Here is a 21350-nt window from a genome sequence, read left to right as displayed (position 1 = left end):
ATCACTTCCGGTCGGTCACCGGTGCGAGCGCACGATCGTGAAGACCGCTCCCTCCGGATCCGCCACCGTCGCGCTCCGCCCCCGGGGGCCGTCCGACGGGGGCGTCAGCACCTCCCCGCCCAGCTCGGTCACCCGGCGTGCCGCCCGGTCGGCGTCCTCGACCTCGAAGGAGGTCATCCAGTGCGCGCCGGCCTGGCTGTGCAGTTTCCGGCCGACGCCCCGCAGCTCGGCCACCGGGCGTCCGTTCAGCCGCAGGGTCGTGAGATCGGGCCCGGCCGGATCGACCGGGTCGGTCTCGCAGCCGAAGACGGTCTCGTAGAACTTGCTCACGGCCGAGGTGTCGGCCGTCCGCAGCTCGTGCCAGACCGGGGTGCCGTGGGTGCCGCGGACGGCGGTGCCCGCGTGGGCGGCGGGCTGCCAGAGACCGAAGACGGCGCCCGCCGGGTCGGTCACGATCGCCATCCGGCCGGCGTCGCCCGCGTCCAGCGGGCCGACGCCGACGGTGCCGCCGCTGCACCGGATCGTCTCGGCGGTGGCGTCCGCGTCGTCGGTCGCCAGATAGGGCGTCCACGCGATGGACAGATGCCGGTCGGCGGGCAATCGCCCCAGTCCGGCGACCTCCTTGCCGTCGAGCAGCGCGCGGACGTACGGGCCGAGCTGGCGCGGTCCTGGACAGAACTCCCAGCCGAACAGCTCGCCGTAGAACGTCTGCGTCGCGTCAAGACCGTGCACCATCAAACTCACCCAGCAGGGTGTGCCGGGCGTGTGCCGAGTCGCCTCGGTCATCGTCACTCTCTCCTCGGACCATCGTGGTGGCCGTACCGGGGGGACGGAGCGCGTGCCCTTGGGAGGCCGTGCGCCCCGTGTGAATGCTTCCATGCGCCCGGCGTTCCACGCGCCCCGGCCGCGCCGTAATTGGCGGGTTCCCACGGGCCGAAGCCCGTTTCAGGGGAGTGAATCCGCTTCCGGTCCGCTTCCGGTGTGGCTCCGGTGCGGTTCCGGTGCGGTTCCGCTGTGGCGCGGCTCCCTCCCGGATGCCTGTCGAGGGCCTGATCCGGCGGTGGGCCGTGCGCGAGGATGGGCCTCATGACCTCCTTGAACGGCCATGGGCCGATCATCACCGCGGCCGGGCTGGCCGAAGCGCTCGCCGGGCCCCGCCCGCCCGTCCTCCTCGACATCCGCTACCGGCTCGGCGGCCCGCACGGCCGGCCCGAGTACGACGCCGGTCACCTCCCCGGGGCCGTCTTCGTCGACCTGGACGCGGAGTTGGCCGCCCCGCCGGGGGACGGCGGCCGTCATCCGCTCCCGGACCCGGCGGTGTTCGGCGCGGCGATGCGGCGGGCCGGGGTGTCGGCCGGCTCCTCCGTCGTCGTCTACGACGGGTCCCAGGGCTGGGCGGCGGCGCGGGCCTGGTGGCTGCTGCGGTGGGCGGGGCACCGTGATGTACGGGTGCTGGACGGCGGTCTCGCGGAGTGGACCGGGCCGCTGGAGACGGTGACTCCCGCTCCGGCGGAGGGCGATTTCACGCCCGAGCCCGGCGCGCTGCCGCTGCTCGGCGCGGACGGGGCGGCGGAGCTGGCCCGTTCGGGGCTGCTGCTGGACGCGCGGGCGGGGGAGCGGTACCGGGGCGAGGTCGAGCCGATCGACGCGGTGGCCGGACACATTCCGGGGGCGGTCTCGGCCCCCACCGGGGAGAACCTCGACGAGCGGGGGCGCTTCCTGCCCGCGGCGCGGCTCGCCGAGAGGTTCGCGGGGCTGGGCGCGCGCCCCGGCGGCGAGGTCGGGGTGTACTGCGGTTCGGGGGTCTCCGCCGCCCAGCAGGCAGTGGCCCTGGAGCTGGCGGGATTTGTGCCGGTGCTGTACGCGGGGTCCTGGTCGGAGTGGTCGAGGGACGCGGCGAGGCCGGTGGCGACCGGGGCCGAGCGGGGCTGAGGCCGCGCCCCCGGGATCCGTTCGAGCCCCGGCCCGCCGTCGATCCGTCGACGGCGGGCCGGGGCCTTCGTGTGTCTGAAGCGCGCTATGAGACAACGGAGTTGAGGGTGTGTCAAGGGGCATGGCGTTGCCGGCTCCCCGAGATTGAGTTAGGTTAGCCTTACCTAAGCCTCCTGGTCGGGGCGGGGTGTGCTCACCCGCGTCCGGACCGTGCCGGATGGACACGACCACACGACCAGCGGAGTGCCGTATCACGATGACCGTACTCACCGGGCACCACCGCAAGACCCTCCCCACCGTCCGGCCCCCGCTGGAGCCCGCCGCCGGACTGGCGCGAAGAGAGCCGGCCCCGTACGTGCTCCACGAGCGCGCGGGCGAATGGGCGTTGGGGGCGGGAGGCCTCTCCGGCCCGGCCGCCGCGTGGGCCGCGGAGCCGCTCGGGGACCAACCGCTCCAACGGGTCCACGAGTTACCGGGGGAAGTCGGTGTCGCCGAATGGCGGGTCCATGGCTGGGCCGCCTTCGAGCCGGGGTATCTGCTCCACGGCCCCGCCGGCGCGGTCGGCCCGGGAACCCTGCCGCATCTGATCGTCCCCGAACGGGAGGCCGCGCTCGGCGCACCGCCCGGCGAACACCGGCCCGGGCCGAGGGTGTTCGCCGAGCGGACGGCCGCGGGCGAGGGCTGCCGGGGGGCCGTGAGCGGCGCGGTCGAGGAGATCGCCTCCGGACGGCGGCGGAAGGTGATCCTCTCCCGGACCGTCCCGGTCGACCGCCCCGTGGATCCGACCGCCACCTCTCCGACCGGCCGCCGGGCCAACACCCCCGCCCGCTCCTTCCCGCTCGACCTCGGCGGGATCCGGGCGGCCGGCTTCAGCCCGGAGACCGTCGTCGAGGTCGGCCCACTCCCTGTTCGAGAGGGAGTTCGAGGAGACCTGCGAGAAACTCCGCAGCGTCAGCCGCTTCCTGGTGCCCGAGACCGAGACCGAGACCGAGACCGAGACCGAGACCGAGACCGGATCCGAGGGCGAGGGACGATGACCGCCCCGGACACCCTGGTCGCCCGCTTCGAGACGGCCGCCCGCCGTGACCCCTCGGCCGTCGCGGTCGTCGCCGACGGCGAACGGCTCACCTACGGAGCCCTGGAGCGCCGCGCCGACCATCTGGCCCGACGGCTCATCGCGGCGGGCGCGGGCCCGGAACGCCTGGTCGGCGTCGCGCTGCCCCGCTCCGCCGAACTCGTCGTCGCCCTGCTCGCGGTACTGAAGTCCGGCGCTGCCTGCCTCCCCGCCGACCCCGGGTACCCGCCCGGGAGGATCGCGTACGTCCTGGGCGACGCCCGGCCCGCCGTGCTGCTGGCCGAGCCCGACCCGGCGGCGAGACCGGGGAACTGTACGTCAGCGGGCCCCAGGTCACCCGGGGTCGTCTCGGCCGCCCCGCGCTCACCGCCGCACGGCCGAGGGCCGAACTGATCCGCCGGACGGCCGTCGCCGCGTCCGCCGTACCCGTACTCGAACCCGAACCCTGCCGTACCTGTACCGACCGAAGGGCACACACCGATGACCGCGCTGTACGCGACCGTGGACGAGCTGCGCGAGACCGTCGCGGTCCTGCTGGAGGAGGAGCCCGCGGAACTGGCCGACGAGGCCAACCTCTTCGAGGCGGGCCTCGACTCCATCCTGCTGATGAGACTGGTCACGCGGTGGCGCAAGGCCGGTGCCGACGTCGACTTCGCCGGCCTCGCGGGCCGGCCCACCGTCGGCGACTGGTACGGACTCCTGGAGGAGGGCGCGGCCGGTCCGGTGCCCCCGGCCCCCCTCCTCGCACCCCCGGCCGGCGAGCACTTCCCGCTCGGCCCGATGCAGCACGCCTCCTGGGCGGGCCGCTCCACCGACCACTGTCTCGGCGGGGTCGCGGCCCATCTGTACGCCGAGTTCGACGGCAGCGGCCTGGAGGCCGCCCCCTTGCAGAAGGCGCTGGACGCGCTCGTCGTACGGCACGAGACACTGCGCTCGCGGGTCACCCCCGACGGCCGCCAGACCGTGCTGCCGGCCGCCCCCGCGCTGCTGACCGTGCACGATCTGCGCGAGGTCCCGCAGGCCCGGGTCGACGCCCGGCTGACCGCCATCCGCGACGCACTCTCCCACCAGCTCCTCGACATCGAGAGCGGACAGACCTTCTCCGCCGCGCTCAGCCTGCTGCCCGACGGCCGTACCCGTTTCCATCTGGACGTGGACATGGTGGCCGCCGACGCGGTCAGCTACCGCATCCTGCTCGCCGACCTCACCACGCTCTACACCGCGCCCGACGGGACCGGCCTGCCGGAGACCGGCTTCACCTACCGCCAGTACCTCGCGGGCCGCGAGGCCGGCCGGGGCGCGGCCCGCGCGCGGGCCGCCGCCCACTGGCGCGAGCGCGTCCCGGAGCTGCCCGGCGCGCCGGAGCTGCCCCTCACGCTGCCCCGGCGAGGCCGCCGGCCCCGGCCGCAGGTCGCCCGGCGCCACTTCGGGCTCCCCGCCGAGCGCGCGGCCGGGCTCGCGGCCGAGGCCCGGAAGCGCGGGCTCACCCCGGCGATGGCGGTGGCGTCGGCCTTCGCCGAGGTCGTCGGCCACTGGAGCGCCACCCAGCGCTTCCTGCTCAATGTGCCGCTCTTCGACCGGCTGCCGCTGCACCCGGGCGTCGAGCACATCGCCGGGGACTTCAGCAGCTCCGTGATGCTGGAGATCGACCTCGGCGAGCGGCTGCCCTTCACCGAACGGGTGCGCCGGACCCAGGAGCGGATGCACGCCGACGCCTCCCACGCCGCCCGCGACGGGGGCGACGTGCTGCGCGACCTCACCCACCGCGACGGCCGGCAGACACTCGCCCCGGTCGTCTTCACCAGCGCGCTCAACCTGGGCGATCTCTTCGCCCCCGAGGTGCGGGCCCGCTTCGGCGAGCCGGTGTGGATCGTCTCGCAGAGCCCCCAGGTCCTGCTCGACGCCCAGCTCACCGAACTCGACGGCGGACTCCTGGTCGACTGGGACACCCGCGAGGAGGCGTTCCCGCCCGGCGTGCTCGACTCGATGTTCGACGCCTTCGAGGAGCTGGTGCACCGGATCGCGGCGGGGGGCGCGGTCTGGGACCGGCCGGTGGAGATCCCCCGGCCCGGCAAGCGCCTCCACGACGGCCGTGCCGTACGCGTGGTCGACGCCCACGACCGGGACCGCCCCGACCATGTCCCCGGAGCGCTCCTGGTGCCGGACGGCTCCGGCTGGACCCCGACCGGGGAGCGTGCCCGCGCCCTGCCCGACGGAACCGTCGAACTGCTCGGCGGCCCCGGCGAACACCTCACCTCCGGCGGGGCGCCGGTCGGGGCGCGGGAGGTCGAGGAGGCGCTGCTCGGTGACGACCGGGTCACCGGCGCGTTCGCGGTGGTGCTCGACGGCGAGAGCGGACCGGCCTTCGGCGCGGTCGTCGCCGCCACCGTCCCCGCCGCCGACATCCTCCGCGAACTGCGGCTGCGCGTCCCCGGCCGGCTCGTGCCCCGCCGGCTGACCGCCGTGCCCGCGCTGCCCGTCACCGAAGCCGGCACGCCCGACCCCGCCGCCGTACGCGCCCTGCTCGCCAGGCCCGCCGAGCCCGCCGCCGCCGAGTCCGGGCCGCTCACCGGTCCGGCGCGGGCGGTGGCCCTGGTCCGGGCCGACGTCCTCGGACTCGAAGCGGTCGGCGACTCCGTGCTCGCCGCCGAACTCACCACCGACGAGACCACCGAGACCGGCACCGGGGCCCGGTCCGGCACCGGGGAGCGCCGGTGAACATCGACGGATTCACCCCCTGGCCCGACGAACTCGTCCTGCGCCACCGGGCCCAGGGCCCCTCGCGCTCCCCGCCCACCGGCGGGTGGAGACCGCGCACTTCGTCCGGCTCTCCCGAGCGGTCGGCCACGCGATCCCGGACCGGCACGAGGGCTTCGACTTCCGCGAGCCGGCCGCCGAGCCCGGCGAACCCGCGCCGCGGCACATCCTGGTGGCCGGCGACCCCGGCCCGTACACCGCGCCGAGGAGCGGAACGCGACCGCGCGTCCGGCGTCCGGGCGCTGGAGCCGCCGGTGAACCAGCCGGGCGGAGCCGGGCGGGATGCCGGGCGATCCGCCCGGTGCCTCCCGGCGAGCACCCGGACCGCGAGGCAGGGGCCCGGTCCGAGGGCGGTGGTGAGAGCCTGTACCGTCAGCGCGAAGCGCAGCGGAGTCCGTGCCGCCGAGGTCAGCTCGTGGAAGGCGGTGGGGTCCGTCATCGGCGTGCCGCCCGGTCTCGCCCGTCCCCCGGGCCCGCTCGTCGTGGCCGCCGTGACAGGGCATGACGCATGCCGCCCACGCAACTCTCCCTCGAGTCGGCTCGATTGAGGGCTTAGGTTAGCCTACCCTTATCATTAGTTGACTTACTGGGGAGTTGGCCGTGGCCGGATCGCTGCGTTACTCGGCACTGCATGTCAATCGCGTCGAGCGGATCACGCCGCACATGGTGCGGGTGACCTTCGGCGGCGAGGATCTCGCCGAGTTCACCCATGTCAGCCCTGACCAGCATGTGAAGCTCTTCTTCTCCCGGCTGCCCGACCGCGCCCCGGTCATACCGCCGATGCCCGCCAGCGGCGATGTGGGCCACTGGTACCGCGACTATCTGGCGATGCCCGAGATCGAGCGCCCCTGGATGCGCAGCTACACCATCCGCTCCCACGACCCCCTGCGGCACGAGGTCGACATCGACTTCGTCCTCCACGGCGAGGGCGACACCTCGGGACCCGCCTCCCGCTGGGCCGCCTCCGCCGTCCCCGGCGACATCGTCGGCATGCTGGGCCCGCGGGTCAGCCACTACTGCACGCCCGGCCCCCGGGACTGGACGCTGCTCGCCGGCGACGAGACCGCGCTTCCCGCGATCGGCGCGCTGATCGAGGCCCTGGAGCCGGGCGAGCGGGCGATCGCCTACATCGAGGTGGCGGACGCGGCCGAGGAGCAGGAGTTCACCACCGCCGGCGATGTCACCCTCCACTGGCTCCACCGCGACGGGGCGAACCCCGGCGAGTCCGGCGTCCTCGTCGACGCCGTCCGGGCCGCCGCATTCCCCGAGGGCGAGGTGTTCGCCTGGGTCGCGGGCGAGTCCTCGGCCGTCCGTGCGCTCCGCCGCCATCTCGTCGCCGACCGGGGCATCGACAGGGGCGCGGTCGCCTTCACCGGCTACTGGCGCCTCAAGCTCACCCAGGACGACGCCCTGACCGAGGACGACGCCGCCGACCGGGAAGACGCTCTGGCCGGGGCGTGATCCCTCGGGACACAATCATCCGGTGCCCCGGCCGACCGGCGAGCACGCGCGACAACCGCATATGAGCAGACGAAGAGGGGCAAGCAGGGCATGGCGATCGCACGGCTCAACGGGATCACACTCTCGTACGAGGTGGAGGGGGACGGCGAACTGGTCGTCCTGGTCATGGGCACCGGCAGCCCCGGCCGGGTGTGGAGCCTGCACCAGGTGCCCGCGCTCCTCGACGCCGGATACCGGGTCGCCACCTTCGACAACCGGGGCATCCCGCCGACCGACGAGTGCGTCCACGGAATGACGATCACCGATCTGGTCGCCGACACCGCGGCCCTGATCGAGCACCTCGGCGCACCCGCCCGGGTCGTCGGGACCTCGCTCGGCGCGCGCGTCACCCAGGAACTCGCCCTCGCCCGGCCCGACCTGGTCACCCACGCGGTGGCGATGGCCGCCCACGCCCGGCTCGACGCCGCCGCCCTCGTCCTCAACCAGGGCAAGAAGGCGCTGTACGACGAGAAGGTCGTCCTCCCCCCGGCGTACCACGCGGCGGTCTACGCCCTCCAGAGCCTCTCCCCGGCGACGCTGCGCGACCCGCTGGCGGCCAGGGACTGGCTGGAGATGTTCGAGATCTCCGGCTCGGCGACGGGCCCCGGCACCCGGGCGCAGCTCGACCTCTCCGACTTCGAGGACCGCCGGGCGGCCTACCGGGCGATCACCGTGCCCACCCTGGTCATCGGATTCGCCGACGACACCACCATCCCCTGCTACCTCAGCCGCGAGGTCGCCGAGGCCATCCCCGCCGCGCGGTACGAGGAGATCCCGGACACCGGCCACCTCGGCTATCTGGAGCGGCCGGAGACGGTCAACCGCGTGATGCTCGACTTCCTCGCGAGCTGAGCCCGGGGCCGGCCTTCAGGGCCCCCGGGGGGCCTCCGGCGGCCCGGTCCCGCAGGATGGGACCCGAAGCCGAAGCCGAAGCCGGAGCCGGAGCCGGAGCCGGAGTCGAAGGGAGGCCGCGATGACCACGGAAGAACCCGCGGAAGAAGCCGGGACGCCCGGCGGTGCGCCGCTCAGCCTGGTGACCGGGGCCACCGGCTACATCGGCGGACGCCTCGCCCCCGAACTGCTCGCCGCCGGCCACCGGGTGCGCGTACTGGCCCGCACCCCCGCCAAGCTCCGCGACCACCCCTGGGCCCCGGACGTGGAGATCGTCCGGGGCGACGTCCTGGACCCGGCCCCGGTCCGCGAGGCCATGCGGGGCGTCGACATCGCCTACTACCTGATCCACGCCCTGGGCACCGGCCCGGACTTCGAGGAGACCGACCGCCGGGCGGCCCGGATCTTCGCCGAGGCCGCCCACGAGGCGGGCGTCAAACGCATCGTCTACCTCGGCGGACTCACCCCCGCCGGAGTCGACCCCCGCCGGCTCTCCCCCCATCTGCGCTCCCGCGCCGAGGTCGGCCAGATCTTCCTCGACGCCCCGGTCCCCGCCACCGCGCTGCGCGCCGCCGTGATCATCGGCTCCGGCTCGGCCTCCTTCGAGATGCTGCGCCACCTCACCGAACGCCTCCCGGTGATGGTCACACCCAGCTGGGTCCGGACCCGGATTCAGCCGATCGGCGTACGCGACGTGCTCCGCTATCTCGTCGGCTCGGCCGCGATGCCGCCGGAGGTCAACCGCACCTTCGACATCGGCGGCCCCGACATCGTCACCTACCTCGACATGATGCGGGGGTACGCGGCCGTCGCCGGGCTGCCCCGCCGGCTCATCGTGCCCGTCCCCGTGCTCACCCCCCGGCTCTCCAGCCACTGGGTCGGCCTGGTCACCCCCGTACCGCACTCCATCGCCCGGCCGCTCACCGAATCACTCCGGTACGAGGTGATCTGCCACGAACACGACATCGCCCGGTACGTCCCCGACGCCCCCGGCCGTCCCCTCGCCTTCCCCGCCGCCCTCACCCTCGCCCTCCAGCGCATCCAGGACGCCGAGGTCGCCACCCGCTGGTCCTCCGCCGCCCTGCCCGGCGCGCCCAGCGACCCCCTCCCCACCGACCCGGACTGGGCGGGCGGCAGCCTCTACACCGACCGCAGGGCACTGACCGTCGACGCCTCGCCCGAGGCGCTCTGGCGGGTCATCGAGGGCATCGGCGGCGACAACGGCTGGTACTCCTTCCCCCTCGGCTGGGCCGTACGCGGCTGGCTCGACCGCTTCGCCGGCGGGGTCGGCCTCCGCCGAGGCCGCCGCGACGCCCAGCGGCTGCGCATCGGCGACTCCCTCGACTTCTGGCGCGTCGAGGAGATCGAGCCCGGCCGGCTCCTCCGGCTCCGCGCCGAGATGCGCCTCCCCGGCCTCGCCTGGCTCGAACTGCGCGCCGACCGCGACGCCTCGGGCCGCACCCGCTACCGCCAGCGCGCCCTCTTCCACCCCAAGGGGCTCCTGGGCCACGCCTACTGGTGGAGCGTCTCCCCCTTCCACGCCGTCGTCTTCGGCGGCATGGCCCGCAACATCGCCCGCGCGGCCTCCCGCACCCCCTCCTGAGCCGCCGCCCTCAGTCGTCCTCAGCCGTCCTCAGTTCCCGAACGGCAGCCTGACCCTGATCCGCTTCCCGACCGGCTCCCGCCCCACATGGAACCCCTCGCTCAACGCCAGCACGATCTCCAGCCCATGCCTGCCCACCCGCCCGGGCTCCGCCGCGTACGGCACCGGCGGCTCCGGATTCGCGTCCCACACCGTGATCTCCACCGACCGTCCGGCACCCTGCCCGACGACCTCCAAATCCACCAGACACGGCCCCGGCGCGTACTTGCAAGCATTCGTCACCAGCTCACTCACCACCAACTCCGCCACCTCCACCACCCCCGCCCCACCCCGTACCCGCCCCAGAAACTCCGCCGTGAACCCCCGCGCCGCCGCGATACTCCCCGCCGCCCCGTCGTAACAGACCCCCGCCCGCGAGACCGCCTCCCCCGTCGCCCTCTCACCCCTCTGGGCCAGCCCGATCTGTTCCATTTCCTCCGCACCCCGTTGTCGTCACCAGCCTCACGGCGACTCTCGCCTACCCCGGGCCGCCGGGTTCACTCCCGACAGGGCCGGCCTCGGTGATCCGGTGGACACGTCGCCGACCTCGGCGGGTGTCAAAACGATCGACCGGTCGCGGATTGCGGATCGCGGGTTCGGGGACTTCCCGCCACGACAACGCGGGAAGCGGGCGGGTGACGGTGAGGCGCGCCGGGGTCCGTGCCGATTCGTCGCGAAGACGGTCCGGTGACGTCGTGGTCACGTGGGGGATGCCAGGCTCGGACGGAGTGGCCGCCCGGTGTCGGCTCTTCCTCGGTATCGGCGGATTCGGCGCGAGAAGGGGGCAGGGCCCATGGTTCAGCCGAAGAGCCACGTGCCGCGGCCACAGCGCGTGGAGCCGGAGCGTGCCGCGCCCCGGAGCCGGGGGGAGTTATCGGGCCCGGCGCGGGCGTCGGACGCGTCGGTGTCCAACGCCGGTGTGGCGGCGGCACTCCTGTCGGCCCGGCCGAGGACCGGGTCTCCCGCGCGTCCGGCGGGGCGACCGCCGGGCGGGGCCCAGACGCAGGTGGGCAATGGTGCGGTGGCGGAGACTTCGCGCGGGGAGTCCGTGCCGGGGGCCGCGGGCACCAGTGCGTCCGGCGGTGGCGGTGGCGGTGACCGTGACGGCGGGAAGACATCGCGGCGTCCGGGGCCGCGCGCCGATCCGAAGTTCGTGGCGTTGCAGCAGGACGTGGGGCGGAAGAAGCGGGCGGTGGCGTCGTCGCATCCGCCCGCGCGGGTCGAGGCGGACGCGGCGCAGGCGGCGGCGGTGCCGCCGAAGGACGACGCCGTCGCTCAGGGGAAGACCACCAACGCGGAGCGGATGAACGAGGCGAAGCCCGGCGTCTTCGACAAGGCGGCGTTCATCGCGGCGGTGGAGAAGGCGATCGCGGACCGGGCTCCGAAGAACCTGGACGACGCGGAGAAGTTCGCCGGCTCCGGCAAGGCCGAGGAGGTGAAGGCCGAGGTCCAGGGCAAGGTGGGGGAGGGCAAGGAGTCCTCCGCCGGGGAGATCGCCGACACCACGGCCGCACCGCCGGACACTTCGGCCGCCGTGGTGAAGGAGGTGACTCCGCTCGCCGGCGACCGGCCTCCGGGGGCCCCGGGCGCGCCGAACGCCGCGAGCGCGGTGCCGGACCGGCTTCCCCCCTCGGCGACGGATCTGTCCGCCGGTCCGGCGCGGATGAACCGCGATCTCGCGGCGAACCGGATCACCGAGGCACAGCTGCGGAAGGGCAATGAGCCGTCGTTCACCGGTGCGCTCGCGCACAAGAAGAAGGCGGAGCGGCATGCGGCGTCGGCACCGGGGCGGATGAGGCGGCACGAGGCGGGTGAGCTGTCGGCGGCGACGGCCGGGGCGAAGACCACGGGCACTGCGGCGATGGCGGGGATGGCCGATGCCAGGGTGACCGCCGGCCGGCGGGTGGGTGCGGGGAAGGCCGGGGCGAAGACCCGGGACGAGGACCGGCGGGCTCAGGTCACCGCCCTGCTCCAGACGGTGTTCGACACGATGAAGAAGGATGTCGAGTCGATCCTCACCGATCTCGACAGAAAGGTGGACGAGCGGTTCACCCGGGAGGAGAAGGCCGCGCGGGACGCCTTCACCGCCGAGCACAAGCGCGAGATGGAGGCGTACAAGGACCGGCGGTACGGCGGGTGGGCGGGGAAGGCCCGGTGGGTGAAGGATCTCTTCGCCGGTCTCCCGGCGGAGGCGGACAGGATCTTCGACCGGGCGCGTGAGAACTACATCCGGCGGATGAAGCTGGTGATCGCGGGGGTCGCGGATCTGATCGCGGTCGAGCTGGGGCGGGCGAAGAAGCGGATCACGGACGGACGCGGAGAGCTTCAGTCGGAGGTGAGGCGTCTGCCGCTGGGGCTGCGGGCGATCGGCCGTGAGGCGGCGGCCGGGTTCCAGAGCCGCTTCGAGGAGCTGGCGCAGTCGGTGGACGACAAGGGCACCGAGCTGGTCGACACCCTCGCCGCGAAGTACACCGATGCCCTCAAGGCCGTGGACAGTGAGGTCGCGGAGGAGAAGGAGAAGAACAAGGGGCTCGTCGACAAGGCGAAGGACGCCATCACCGGCGTCATCAACACCCTCCGGGAGCTGAAGGCGCTCCTGGCGGGGGTGCTGGCGAAGGCCGGCACCGCGATCATGCTCATCCTGGCCGATCCGATCGGATTCCTGAAGAACCTGGTCACCAGTGTCGGCGCCGGACTGAAACTCTTCCTGAAGAACATCAAGACCCATCTCCAGCGGGGCATCATGTCCTGGCTGCTGGGCCGGGCCACCGCCGCGGGACTCCAGCTCCCGGCCCGCTTCGACACCCGGGGTGTGTTCGTCATGCTGGCCTCACTGCTGGGGCTGTCCTGGGCGAACATCCGTGCCCGCCTCACCCGCCGGGTGCCGGAGGAAGCGGTCGCGGCGGCGGAGGCCGCCGTCCCCGCCGTGGCGGAGGTGAGGCGGCGCGGGGTCGCCGCGTTGTGGGACGACGTCCGGAACCGAGTCGGGGATCTGCGCAAGGACCTTCTCGACAAGGTGCTCGCCTACGTCACCCCGACGATCGTCACCGCGGGGATCCGGTGGATCCTCTCCCTCCTGAACCCGGCCTCCGCGTTCGTTCGCGCGGTGAAGCTGATCGTCGACATCGTCACTTTCGTCGTCACCCGCGCCCGCCAGATCATCGACTTCGTCAATGCCGTCCTGGACGCCGCGATCGCGATCGCCCGGGGCGGTACCGGAGGTGTCCCGAGCCTGATCGAACGCGCTCTCGCCCGCGCGATCCCCGTTCTCCTGGCATTCCTCGCCGCTCTGGTGGGCGTCGGCGGGATCACCGGCCGGATCCGCCAGATCGTCCAGGCCATGTCCAGGCCCGTCGACCGAGCCGTCGACAGAATCATCGACTTTCTTGTGAACAAGGTCAAGAATTTCCGGAGAAAGCCGCGAAAGAGTCTCGACGGAAGAGGGAAGGGGGCGAAGAAAACCACAACCGACAACAGGGTGCAGGCCGGTCCGGTCGGCGACCGTCTCACCTGGAAGGTGGAAACCAAATCCCATCGTTTGTGGATCGGTAAAACTGGTGGTCGATATGTTCCGATGCTGGCCAGTGAGCCACACCCGGTCACCACGGCGATTGCTGCCTACCGAAACCAGGCTGCTTCGCAGACCGACCCGGCCGAACAGAACAAAATAGCCATCGCGATCGACAGGGCGGAGAGCAGCCTGGAGTCTTTGCTGGACAGGCTCGCCGACTATGAGGGCGATGTGAGGGGAGGCGTGGCGAGCCGGAATCTCGCCCTGAAGAGGAGAGGGATCGTCAAGGCTCAGTCCGGCCTGAGGCGGTCGGTCGCCAGAGTACAGGGGCTCCTGGGTCACGACACGGTCGAGCGACTGAAGAAGGCCCGGGAACATTTCGGGTCGAGCAAGTTCCCCACCAAGGATCTGGGTGTTCTCCTGAACATTAAGAAAGACACTGCGGTGGGTGTGGTCAGAGACTGGAAGATCAAGGGGATGATTTTCCGTATCGAGTCCCACCCGAATGACCCTCTGGGGGTGAATACATTCGATCCGACAGTTGCCGAGCTACGCAAGGCCAATCAGGGAAACCGGCATAAATACGGATACAGTAACCCGTCCAAGACGTCTGCCGAGGGGATGAAGATCCTCACCAAGGGGCTGCTCGGGAAGAAGGGCCCGAACAATACATACGTACCTGCCACAGCCGGTGAGGAGGCGAGTCCGGCTTACCATCAGGGCCAGGCCCTCTACAGGAGTGTGGTCAACCCTCATATTTATAAAGAATTCCCGTTCCCATTTGCCGTCCTCGGGCATGCGGGTAAGGGTGCTTCGGGGCATTGGAATAGATATGGGCAATTCCAGACCAGAAGTGAGAACATGGTCTGGAACAAAGATCCGAAAAACTATCACGGACCTGAACACAAGAAAGAGTCCGCGGCGAGCGGAGGTTCGGCGGAAGGTTATGAGACCCCGTCTCGGGAAAAAGGAAGCCACGAATCATGGTGGAAGAACGGTTGAGCATGGACGGAAACTTCATCACATCGGTCGTCGCCGCGTACGCGGATATTTTTGATCCACCCGGCCGTACGATTCGATTCTCTCGCCCGGAGCCGCTCTTGGGGGAATGTTCTGTCGTGGTCTACCTTCCGAACGAGGTCGAGCAAATGGATCCGGTGACCAATCTGGGTTTACTGGGAACCGCTGGGTTCAGTTCGGCCAAAATCTGTGCCGATTTCCCCTGCGAGCTGGGCATAGCACTCAAGGGGCCGCTGGGCGAAGCCTCCGTCGATTCCCTGGCGGAGGCATTGGTCGAGCTGGCATCAGTGCCGCTGAAGACCGGACGCCTTTTCAATGACGGGCAGATTCTGGAAAATATTTCACTGCCCGGCTTCCCTCGATTCACCATGGCCTTGCTCGTCGACTGGGATCCGATGGATGGGTTCCGTTTCCTTGCGCCGCATGCCGGGACCGCTTTCCTCCGGGTGGTCCCGCTGTTCCCGGCGGAGGCGGATTTCGTGGAGTCCCGCACTGACCGGAAGAAGGGGTACTGCGCCCTTGTCAATCGAGGAATGGTCGATCAGGACCCCGATCGGGGTCCGGTCGTGTGACAGCCGCCCGCACGGTGCGGGTCCCGTACACGGCCCACGGGCCGTGCCCCGCGCCGTCGGCCAGGCGCTCGGCGAAGATCTCGTCGCCGAGCGCGGCCCGGGGGTCGCCGGTGGTGCGGGCGGTGGTGAGGCCCTCCTCCTGGGGGCGGAGGGCGGCGTCGCCGCGCAGTTCGGCGCAGAAGCCGAGTTCGGCGAGGTCAGCGCGTTCGCGCCGTCGAGCCCGGCGCTTCGGGTCCTGCGCGGACGGTGTTACGGCCCTGTTCGGCACCGCGTACGGCCCGGCCTCCCCCGCCCGGCCCGGCGGCCCGGAGCGGACTCAGACAGCCGGCTTGGACCAGGTGAGGGAGTACCGCCAGAGGAGATGGCGGCGGAAGCGGGAGCCGGGGAGGAGGCGGTGGGCGGTGTGGCGGACGGTGGACCAGGTCATGGTGGGGGTCTGGACGGGCATGCCGGGTGGGACGGTCTCGCCGCCGTGGCGGCGGGCGCGGAGGCGGGCGGCGGGGACGGCGGCGGCGCTCAGGAGCCAGTCGAGGGGGGTGCGGTTGCGGGCGAGGCCGATGATCACCAGACGGCCGCCGGGGGCCAGGAGGCGGTCGAGGGCCTCGACGGCTTCGGAGAAGTCGACGTGGTGGACGACGGCGACGGCGCTGACGAAGTCGAAGCCGCCGGCCGGGAGCGCCTCGTGGGCGGGGTCCCGGAAATCGGCGCGGGCGAAGGTCAGGGAGGACGGGCCCGTGGCGCGGGCGCGGGCGATCATCTCGCCGGAGAGGTCGACGCCGGTCACGGAGGGGACGCGTTGGGCCAGTCTGCGTGCCAGCAGCCCCTCTCCGCAGCCGATGTCCAGGGCCGTCGCGCAGCCGGGCGGCAGGGCGTCGAGCACCAGCGGGTGGTAGTGGGCATTGTGATTCCAGTACTCCTCCATCTCCCCAACCTAGACCCCTATCGGGCCCCTAAGTATCGCGACGGGGGGCGACAAACGGGGTGAAGTCCGTTGGTATGGAGGCCTGATGGGGGAATGTCGCACACCGTGGAAGACCGGGACGCGGGTCCCGGTGCCACGGGGGTGGGTTCGGCGGCGTCCCCGGGGGAAGCGGCGGGGGAGCATGTCTTCTGGATCTGCGTACCGCACGGTGGCCGTGCGAGGGCGGGCCGATTTCCGGCTGAGCATCACGGGGACGGAGCGGTTGACGCCGGAGCTGATCGGCGCGGTGGAATCGCTCTGCGCGCGGGTGGCGGAGGCTCCCGGGGCGCCGGTGGTGATTCTGCGGCTGGGCACGCCTCGGGCGAGTGTGGCGGCGGGGCCGCCGGTGGTGGAGCCGGCGGCGATTCATCTGGTCAGCCGGTGGGAGCGTTCGCTGAGGAGGCTGGAGCGGTCGGCGGCGGGGGCGTTCGCGGTGGCGCACGGATGGTGCGGGGGGACCGCGTTGGAGGCGCTGCTCTCGTGCGACTACCGGATCGGTACGCCGGATCTGCTGCTGGCGCCGCTCGGGGCGGCCGGTGAACCCTGGCCGGGGATGATCGCGCACCGGCTCACCGGTCAGCTCGGGCCCGCCCGGGTGCGGAGGCTGTCGCGGTACGAGGGCGGGGTGCCGGGGCCGAGGGCTCTGGACGCGGGGCTGGTCGACGAGATCGCCCAGGACACCCCGCGCGCGCTCGCGGCGGCCGTCGCGCCCGTTCGCAGGCTGGGCGGCCCGCCGCAGGCGCGCCGCCGCCGGCCGCTCGCCGAGACCGGGGCCGTGACCGCGACCCGTTTCGACGAGGCGTTCGGCATTCGCCCGGCCGCCGCGCCCGGGCCTTCGCGGCGGAGGCCGGGACCGGCGGTCTGACGGCCCGTTCGACCCGGCGGCGCTCGCGGTCTGGCCTCAAGCGGCCAGGCCGCTTGAGGGCATTGCCGCTCTCTCACGGCCCGGCCTAGCTTCTGAGGAACGCGTGATGAGGGCGCAGGGGCGACAGTGCCGCTGCCGGTGGGTGAAAGGTCTTGTGCGCATGGTGAGTTCACTGATCGACAGCAACGACCGTTTCCTCGGAATCCTCGATCGGCTGTCGGAGAAATCGGTCAATGACTACTACAATCCCTACCGGGTTTTCGAATGGCCGGACACACTCCCGGAGTCGATGTGGTGGATGAGCCCGGAGCTGACCACCACCCATGGGACGGCGGCGGCCGAGCGGCTCACCCAGGAGCAGCTGTACGCGCTGTCGAAGTACGAGAGCATCAACTTCTACAGCCTGAATGTGCACGGCATCCGTGAGCTGCTCATCGAGGTGACCAAGCGGATCCACACCGCGGGGTTCGAGACGCCTTCCGAGTTCTTCCACCACTTCATCGGTGAGGAGAACGAGCACATGTGGTTCTTCGCCGAATTCTGCCTGCGGTACGGGAAGAAGCTCTACCGCCAGGTCCCCGGCGACACCGTCAGCATTCCCCAGTCGAAGGTCGAGAGTCTGCTGGTGTTCACCCGCATCCTGATCTTCGAGGAGCTGGTGGACTTCTTCAACGCCAAGATGGCCGCCGACGAACGCCTTCACGAGACGATCCGCAACATCAACCGCATTCACCACCAGGACGAATCACGGCACATCGCGTTCGGCCGCGAACTGGTGGAGATCCTCTTCGCGGACGTCCGGAGCACCGCGACGCCGGAGGAATTACGGCAGATCGACGTCTACGTCAAGCGGTACATGATCTACAGCTTTGAGTCGCTGTTCAATCCGAAGGTCTACCGCGACGCCGGCGTCGAGAATCCGCAGCAGCTGCGCAAGGACCTGCTGACCGGTCCGGCCCGGCCGGAGTTCGAGCGCCAGGTGTTCCGCAAGACGCTCAGGTATCTGGAGAAGACCGGGATCATCGGCGATCAGGAGCTGGTACTGCGATGAGTACGGTGGACGAGCGCACGGTGTCGCCCGGCACGGTGACGGGCGTGGACGGGGAATTCGACACGGACGGCGCGGTGCGGATACTCGGGCCGGACCAGACGGAGCTGCTCAAGGAGCTGGACCGGATCTTCGCGGGCTGGGGGGTGGCCGCCGGGGCGCGGGAGATCTGCCCGCCGCCGGTGTTCCCGGTCTCCGATCTGGCGAAGTTCGACGTCTACAAGAACTTCCCCCATCTCACCTTTGTGGCGGGCCCCCTCAACACGGACCACGCCGCCGACATCCTGACGGGCGGCGCCCGCGTCGAGCCCGCCGTGATGAACGACGCGCGGTTCGGCCTCCCGCACGCCACCTGCTACGGGGCCTATCTGTACTACGAGGGCCGGCGGCTGGAGTCCGACACCCTGGTCACCCTGGTCAACCGCTGCTTCCGCAACGAGACCCGGTACAACGGACTGCGCCGGCTGCTCAGTTTCCAGATGCGCGAGGTCGTCGCGCTCGGCGGCTTCGAGCACACCCAGCGGCTGCTGGAGGAGTTCTCCGGCCGGATCGAGAAGTTCTCGGACGCACTCGGGCTCGGCCTGGAGAAGGAGGCGGCGACCGACCCCTTCTTCGAGAGCGGCGGCGCGCGGGCGCTGCTCCAGAAGCTCAGCCCGGTGAAGTACGAGTTCCACCGGGGCGGCCTCGCCATCGCCTCGGTGAACACGCACCGCAACTTCTTCGGCGAGCGGTGCGGAATCACCCTCGCGGAGCAGGACGAGCAGGACGAGCAGGCGCAGCAGGCGCACGCCTTCACCAGCTGTGTCGCCTTCGGTCTCGAACGCTGGCTCGCGGTCCTCGACGAGGTGTACGAGGGAGACACCCGGGCCGCGCTCGCCGCCGTGCGGACGGCCGCCCAGCAGGTCTCCTGAGATGGGGAGCGGGCGGGTCGGCGTCGACCTGGTGCCCTTCGCCCGGGTCCGGGAGATGCTGGCGCGCGACGACGGACTCCTGATGGCCCGGATGCTCACCGAGGCCGAGCGCGCGCTCTGCTCCCCGGGGCGGAGCCCGGACATCGCCGGTATCGCGGGGCGGCTGGCCGCCAAGGAAGCCGTCTTCAAACTCTTCCACTCCTCGCGGGAGACCCTTCCCTGGCAGGGGATCGAAGTACTGAAGGGCCCCGGCGGCTGGCCGGAGGTGCGCCTCAGCGGCCGGGCCGCCGAACTCGCCGAGGCCGCGCTGATCGGCCGTATCGAGATCAGCATCGCGCACGACGAGCCGTGTGCCATCGCGGTCGCGTGCGCCGCCCGCCCCTGACGGCGGCCCGCCGGGCCCGGCCGGAGCGGCCGTCCGGCAACAGCCCGGCCCACCCATAGGCAATGGACAGAGGGGAAGCGATGATTTCTACCCGTATCGACGAGGTCCGGGCGTGGATTCTCTCCCGGCACCCCGAGCGTGAATCGGTGGCGAGCGACGAGAACCTCATCGAGAGCCGCCTCGTGGACTCGCTGTCGTTCGTCGAGCTGGTCTACACGATCGAGGCCGCCGCCGATGTGGAGATCGACTTCGACGCCATCGACATCCAGGACTTCCAGACGCTCTCCGCCATCGAGAAGGCGTTCTTCGCCCGAGCGTGAGCGGTGAACGGCCCGCGAGGCCCCCGCACCGGCGGCCGCCCCCGACCACCGCCGGTGCGGGCCCCGCGCCGCCGAGGAGCGCCACCCCCGAAGCCCCGCACCCCGGCGGGGCCCATGAGCCAGACGCCGAGAAAGGGTTGAGCAGTGGAAGCCGTCTCGTACACAGCGCAATGGACCGCGGCCGCACGCGCGGTGGAGACCGAGCGCGAGTCGGGATCCCTCTTCGAGGACCCGTTCGCCCGCGCGCTCGCCGCCCCGCGCGGCTTCGAGCTGCTGGAGGAATACGGCGGCGGTGGCCTGCTGCCCTTCATCGCCATCAGAACCCGCTTCTACGACGACGCCACGCGCGCCGTCCTCGCCGAGACCGGCATCCGCCAGGTGGTGTCCGTCGCCACCGGCATGGACACCCGGGCCTTCCGGCTCGACTGGCCGGACGGCACCGTGCTGTACGAGGTCGACCACGGCGGCCTCATCCAGGAGAAGCGCGCCCGGCTGGCCCGGCTCGGCGCGTCTGCGCGGGCCGAGCGGCGGGAGGTCTCCGCCGATCTGGCGACCGACTGGCTGCCCGCCCTCGCCCACGCCGGGCACGACCCCGGCCTGCCCACCCTCTGGCTCGCCGAGGGCCTCTTCTTCTTCCTCACCGAGGAGCAGGCGGGCGGGCTGCTGAACACCCTGGCCGCCGCCTCCGCGCCGGGCAGCCGGCTCGTCACCGACATGGTCAGCCGCCAGCTGCTGCGCAGCCCCTTCAACCAGAGCTTCCTCGCGGCGCTGAAGAAGGACGGCACCCCCTGGCGGTTCGGCACCGACGAGCCCGAGGAGTTCCTCGCCGCCAACCGCTGGAAGACCTACGAGGTCCGCGAGCCGGGCGAGCCGGGCGCGGGCGAGGGCCGCTGGCCGTACGAGGTCCAGCCGCGCGCCCGGCGCGGCGTCTCCCGCTCCTGGCTGATCGGCGCGGAGGTCACCGGTGCCTGACCGGGCGGCCACCACCCTGGAACGGATCGAGTCCTTTCTGCCGGAGCGCACGGTACGGGTCGACGAACTCGCCGAGAGCCTCGGACTGCGACGGGCCGAGGCCGGTGTCTTCCGGAAGATCTACGGACTCGACGAGCTGCGCCTCGACCCCGCCAACACCCTCTTCGACCTGGCCCTCCCGCCCGCCCGGCGCGCCCTGGCGGCGCTCCCCGAGGGCGCCCGCGTCCGCTACGTCGTCTACGCCCACACCATCCAGACCCTCGCCCCGCCCGACCTGGACCCGGCCCGCATGATCCGCGACGCGCTCGGACTGCACGAGGCCGAGGCCTTCGCCGTCAGCCAGCAGGCCTGTGTCAGCAGCCTGGGCGCGATCGACGCGGTGGCCGAACTGCTGCGCGCCGAGACGGACGAGACGGACAGGGCCGACGGGCCGGACGGGCCGAGCAGGGCGTACGCGCTGATGGTCACCGGCGAGCGCGCCTTCTCCCCGACCGTCCAGCTCATCCCGAACACCGCCGTGATGGCCGACGCCGGAGCCGCCTGTCTGCTCACCGTCGGCGGCCCCGGCGACATCGTGCGCTCCTACGTCACCCGCACCCTCGGCGAGTACGCGGCCGGCCTGCGGCTGACCAAGGAGGAGACCAGGGAGTACGGCGCGGTCTACGCCCAGGCCCTCGCCGGGGTGATGCGCGGGGCCGTCGCGGAGGCCGGACTCGACTTCTCCGGCATCGAGATGATCATCCCGCACAACGTCAACCTCATCTCCTGGCGGGGCGTCATCAAGGAGATGGGCCTTGACCCCGACCGGGTCTTCCTGGAGAACGTGCCGCGCTACAGCCACTGCTACGCCTCGGACAACTTCGTCAACTATGTGACGCTCAGGGACAGTGGCCGCCTCGTCGACGGCGCGGACTACCTCTTCGTCTCCGTCGGCCTCGGTGCGACGCTGGGCGCGATGGTGGTCCGCCACCGGAGGCGGTGAGCGCCG

19 protein-coding genes are annotated in these 21350 nt (G+C 71.9%); 15 read left to right on the top strand and 4 right to left on the bottom strand.

Translation table 11 applies throughout. The annotated features are described in order from the left end of the window. Positions 1–15 precede the first annotated feature (15 nt). Positions 16–786: a VOC family protein gene (locus ABD371_RS26960; RefSeq protein WP_344482169.1), complete on the bottom strand. Its 771-nt coding sequence runs from the start codon at positions 784–786 to the stop codon at positions 16–18. Positions 787–1086: 300 nt separating this feature from the next. Here ABD371_RS26960 and ABD371_RS26955 point away from each other — a divergent pair, with 300 nt between their 5' ends. The 6 genes from ABD371_RS26955 (at position 1087) to ABD371_RS26930 (ending at position 9758) form a co-directional block, all read left to right on the top strand. Further along, complete coding sequence (locus ABD371_RS26955; protein ID WP_344482166.1) at positions 1087–1932, top strand: sulfurtransferase; 846 nt, start codon at positions 1087–1089, stop codon at positions 1930–1932. Positions 1933–2188: 256 nt separating this feature from the next. Further along, a complete protein-coding gene (locus ABD371_RS26950; protein WP_344482163.1) occupies positions 2189–3400 on the top strand; it encodes an AMP-binding protein in 1212 nt (403 codons plus the stop codon). A gap of 87 nt (positions 3401–3487) precedes the next feature. After that, positions 3488–5725 (top strand): condensation domain-containing protein, encoded by a 2238-nt coding sequence (locus ABD371_RS26945; protein ID WP_344482160.1) that lies wholly within the window; start codon positions 3488–3490, stop codon positions 5723–5725. A 639-nt stretch (positions 5726–6364) separates the two neighbouring features. Continuing rightward, positions 6365–7225, top strand: coding sequence for a siderophore-interacting protein (locus ABD371_RS26940; protein WP_344482157.1), 861 nt, complete (start codon positions 6365–6367; stop codon positions 7223–7225). Positions 7226–7315: 90 nt separating this feature from the next. Then, positions 7316–8116, top strand: coding sequence for an alpha/beta fold hydrolase (locus ABD371_RS26935; protein WP_344482154.1), 801 nt, complete (start codon positions 7316–7318; stop codon positions 8114–8116). Positions 8117–8237: 121 nt separating this feature from the next. Next, positions 8238–9758 (top strand): SDR family oxidoreductase, encoded by a 1521-nt coding sequence (locus tag ABD371_RS26930; protein ID WP_344482151.1) that lies wholly within the window; start codon positions 8238–8240, stop codon positions 9756–9758. 30 nt (positions 9759–9788) lie between these two features. Here ABD371_RS26930 and ABD371_RS26925 read toward each other — a convergent pair whose 3' ends face one another. Beyond that, positions 9789–10229, bottom strand: coding sequence for an ATP-binding protein (locus ABD371_RS26925; protein WP_344482148.1), 441 nt, complete (start codon positions 10227–10229; stop codon positions 9789–9791). 721 nt (positions 10230–10950) lie between these two features. On the opposite strand from ABD371_RS26925, the gene ABD371_RS26920 reads away from it, so the two are divergent. Both ABD371_RS26920 and ABD371_RS26915 read left to right on the top strand, forming a co-directional pair. Continuing rightward, the gene (locus ABD371_RS26920) at positions 10951–14310 is read left to right on the top strand and encodes a phage tail family protein (RefSeq protein ID WP_344482145.1); all 3360 of its coding nucleotides are present in this window, start codon (positions 10951–10953) and stop codon (positions 14308–14310) included. Then, positions 14292–14900: a suppressor of fused domain protein gene (locus tag ABD371_RS26915; RefSeq protein WP_344482142.1), complete on the top strand. Its 609-nt coding sequence runs from the start codon at positions 14292–14294 to the stop codon at positions 14898–14900. The genes ABD371_RS26920 and ABD371_RS26915 overlap by 19 nt, the downstream gene beginning before the upstream one ends. Here ABD371_RS26915 and ABD371_RS26910 read toward each other — a convergent pair. Both ABD371_RS26910 and ABD371_RS26905 read right to left on the bottom strand, forming a co-directional pair. Continuing rightward, positions 14851–15168 (bottom strand): hypothetical protein, encoded by a 318-nt coding sequence (locus tag ABD371_RS26910; protein WP_344482140.1) that lies wholly within the window; start codon positions 15166–15168, stop codon positions 14851–14853. The genes ABD371_RS26915 and ABD371_RS26910 overlap by 50 nt on opposite strands. A gap of 48 nt (positions 15169–15216) precedes the next feature. Then, positions 15217–15822: a class I SAM-dependent methyltransferase gene (locus ABD371_RS26905; protein ID WP_344482138.1), complete on the bottom strand. Its 606-nt coding sequence runs from the start codon at positions 15820–15822 to the stop codon at positions 15217–15219. A 181-nt stretch (positions 15823–16003) separates the two neighbouring features. Between ABD371_RS26905 and dpgB the strand changes: the two genes are divergently transcribed. The 7 genes from dpgB (at position 16004) to ABD371_RS26870 (ending at position 21344) form a co-directional block, all read left to right on the top strand. Then, positions 16004–16726 (top strand): enoyl-CoA-hydratase DpgB, encoded by a 723-nt coding sequence (gene dpgB / locus ABD371_RS26900; protein WP_344482136.1) that lies wholly within the window; start codon positions 16004–16006, stop codon positions 16724–16726. A 160-nt stretch (positions 16727–16886) separates the two neighbouring features. After that, entirely contained in the window at positions 16887–17777 is an 891-nt protein-coding gene (locus tag ABD371_RS26895; RefSeq protein WP_344482134.1) for a diiron oxygenase, read from the top strand. Continuing rightward, a complete protein-coding gene (locus tag ABD371_RS26890; RefSeq protein ID WP_344482131.1) occupies positions 17774–18685 on the top strand; it encodes a class-II aminoacyl-tRNA synthetase family protein in 912 nt (303 codons plus the stop codon). The genes ABD371_RS26895 and ABD371_RS26890 overlap by 4 nt, the downstream gene beginning before the upstream one ends. Position 18686: 1 nt before the next feature. Further along, positions 18687–19070, top strand: a complete 384-nt coding sequence (locus ABD371_RS26885; RefSeq protein ID WP_344482128.1) for a holo-ACP synthase — start codon at positions 18687–18689, stop codon at positions 19068–19070. A gap of 80 nt (positions 19071–19150) precedes the next feature. Continuing rightward, entirely contained in the window at positions 19151–19390 is a 240-nt protein-coding gene (locus tag ABD371_RS26880) for an acyl carrier protein (protein ID WP_344482125.1), read from the top strand. A gap of 144 nt (positions 19391–19534) precedes the next feature. Continuing rightward, complete coding sequence (locus tag ABD371_RS26875) at positions 19535–20362, top strand: class I SAM-dependent methyltransferase (RefSeq protein WP_344482122.1); 828 nt, start codon at positions 19535–19537, stop codon at positions 20360–20362. Beyond that, positions 20355–21344, top strand: a complete 990-nt coding sequence (locus tag ABD371_RS26870) for a 3-oxoacyl-[acyl-carrier-protein] synthase III C-terminal domain-containing protein (protein ID WP_344482119.1) — start codon at positions 20355–20357, stop codon at positions 21342–21344. Before ABD371_RS26875 ends, ABD371_RS26870 begins: the two co-directional genes overlap by 8 nt. Positions 21345–21350: the final 6 nt, after the last annotated feature.

This window comes from Streptomyces amakusaensis (genome assembly GCF_039532665.1).
In the GTDB taxonomy this organism is placed as follows: Bacteria; Actinomycetota; Actinomycetes; order Streptomycetales; family Streptomycetaceae; genus Streptomyces; species Streptomyces amakusaensis.
Note: the sequence above shows the minus strand (reverse complement) of the source record. Positions and strands in the feature narration are given on the sequence as shown.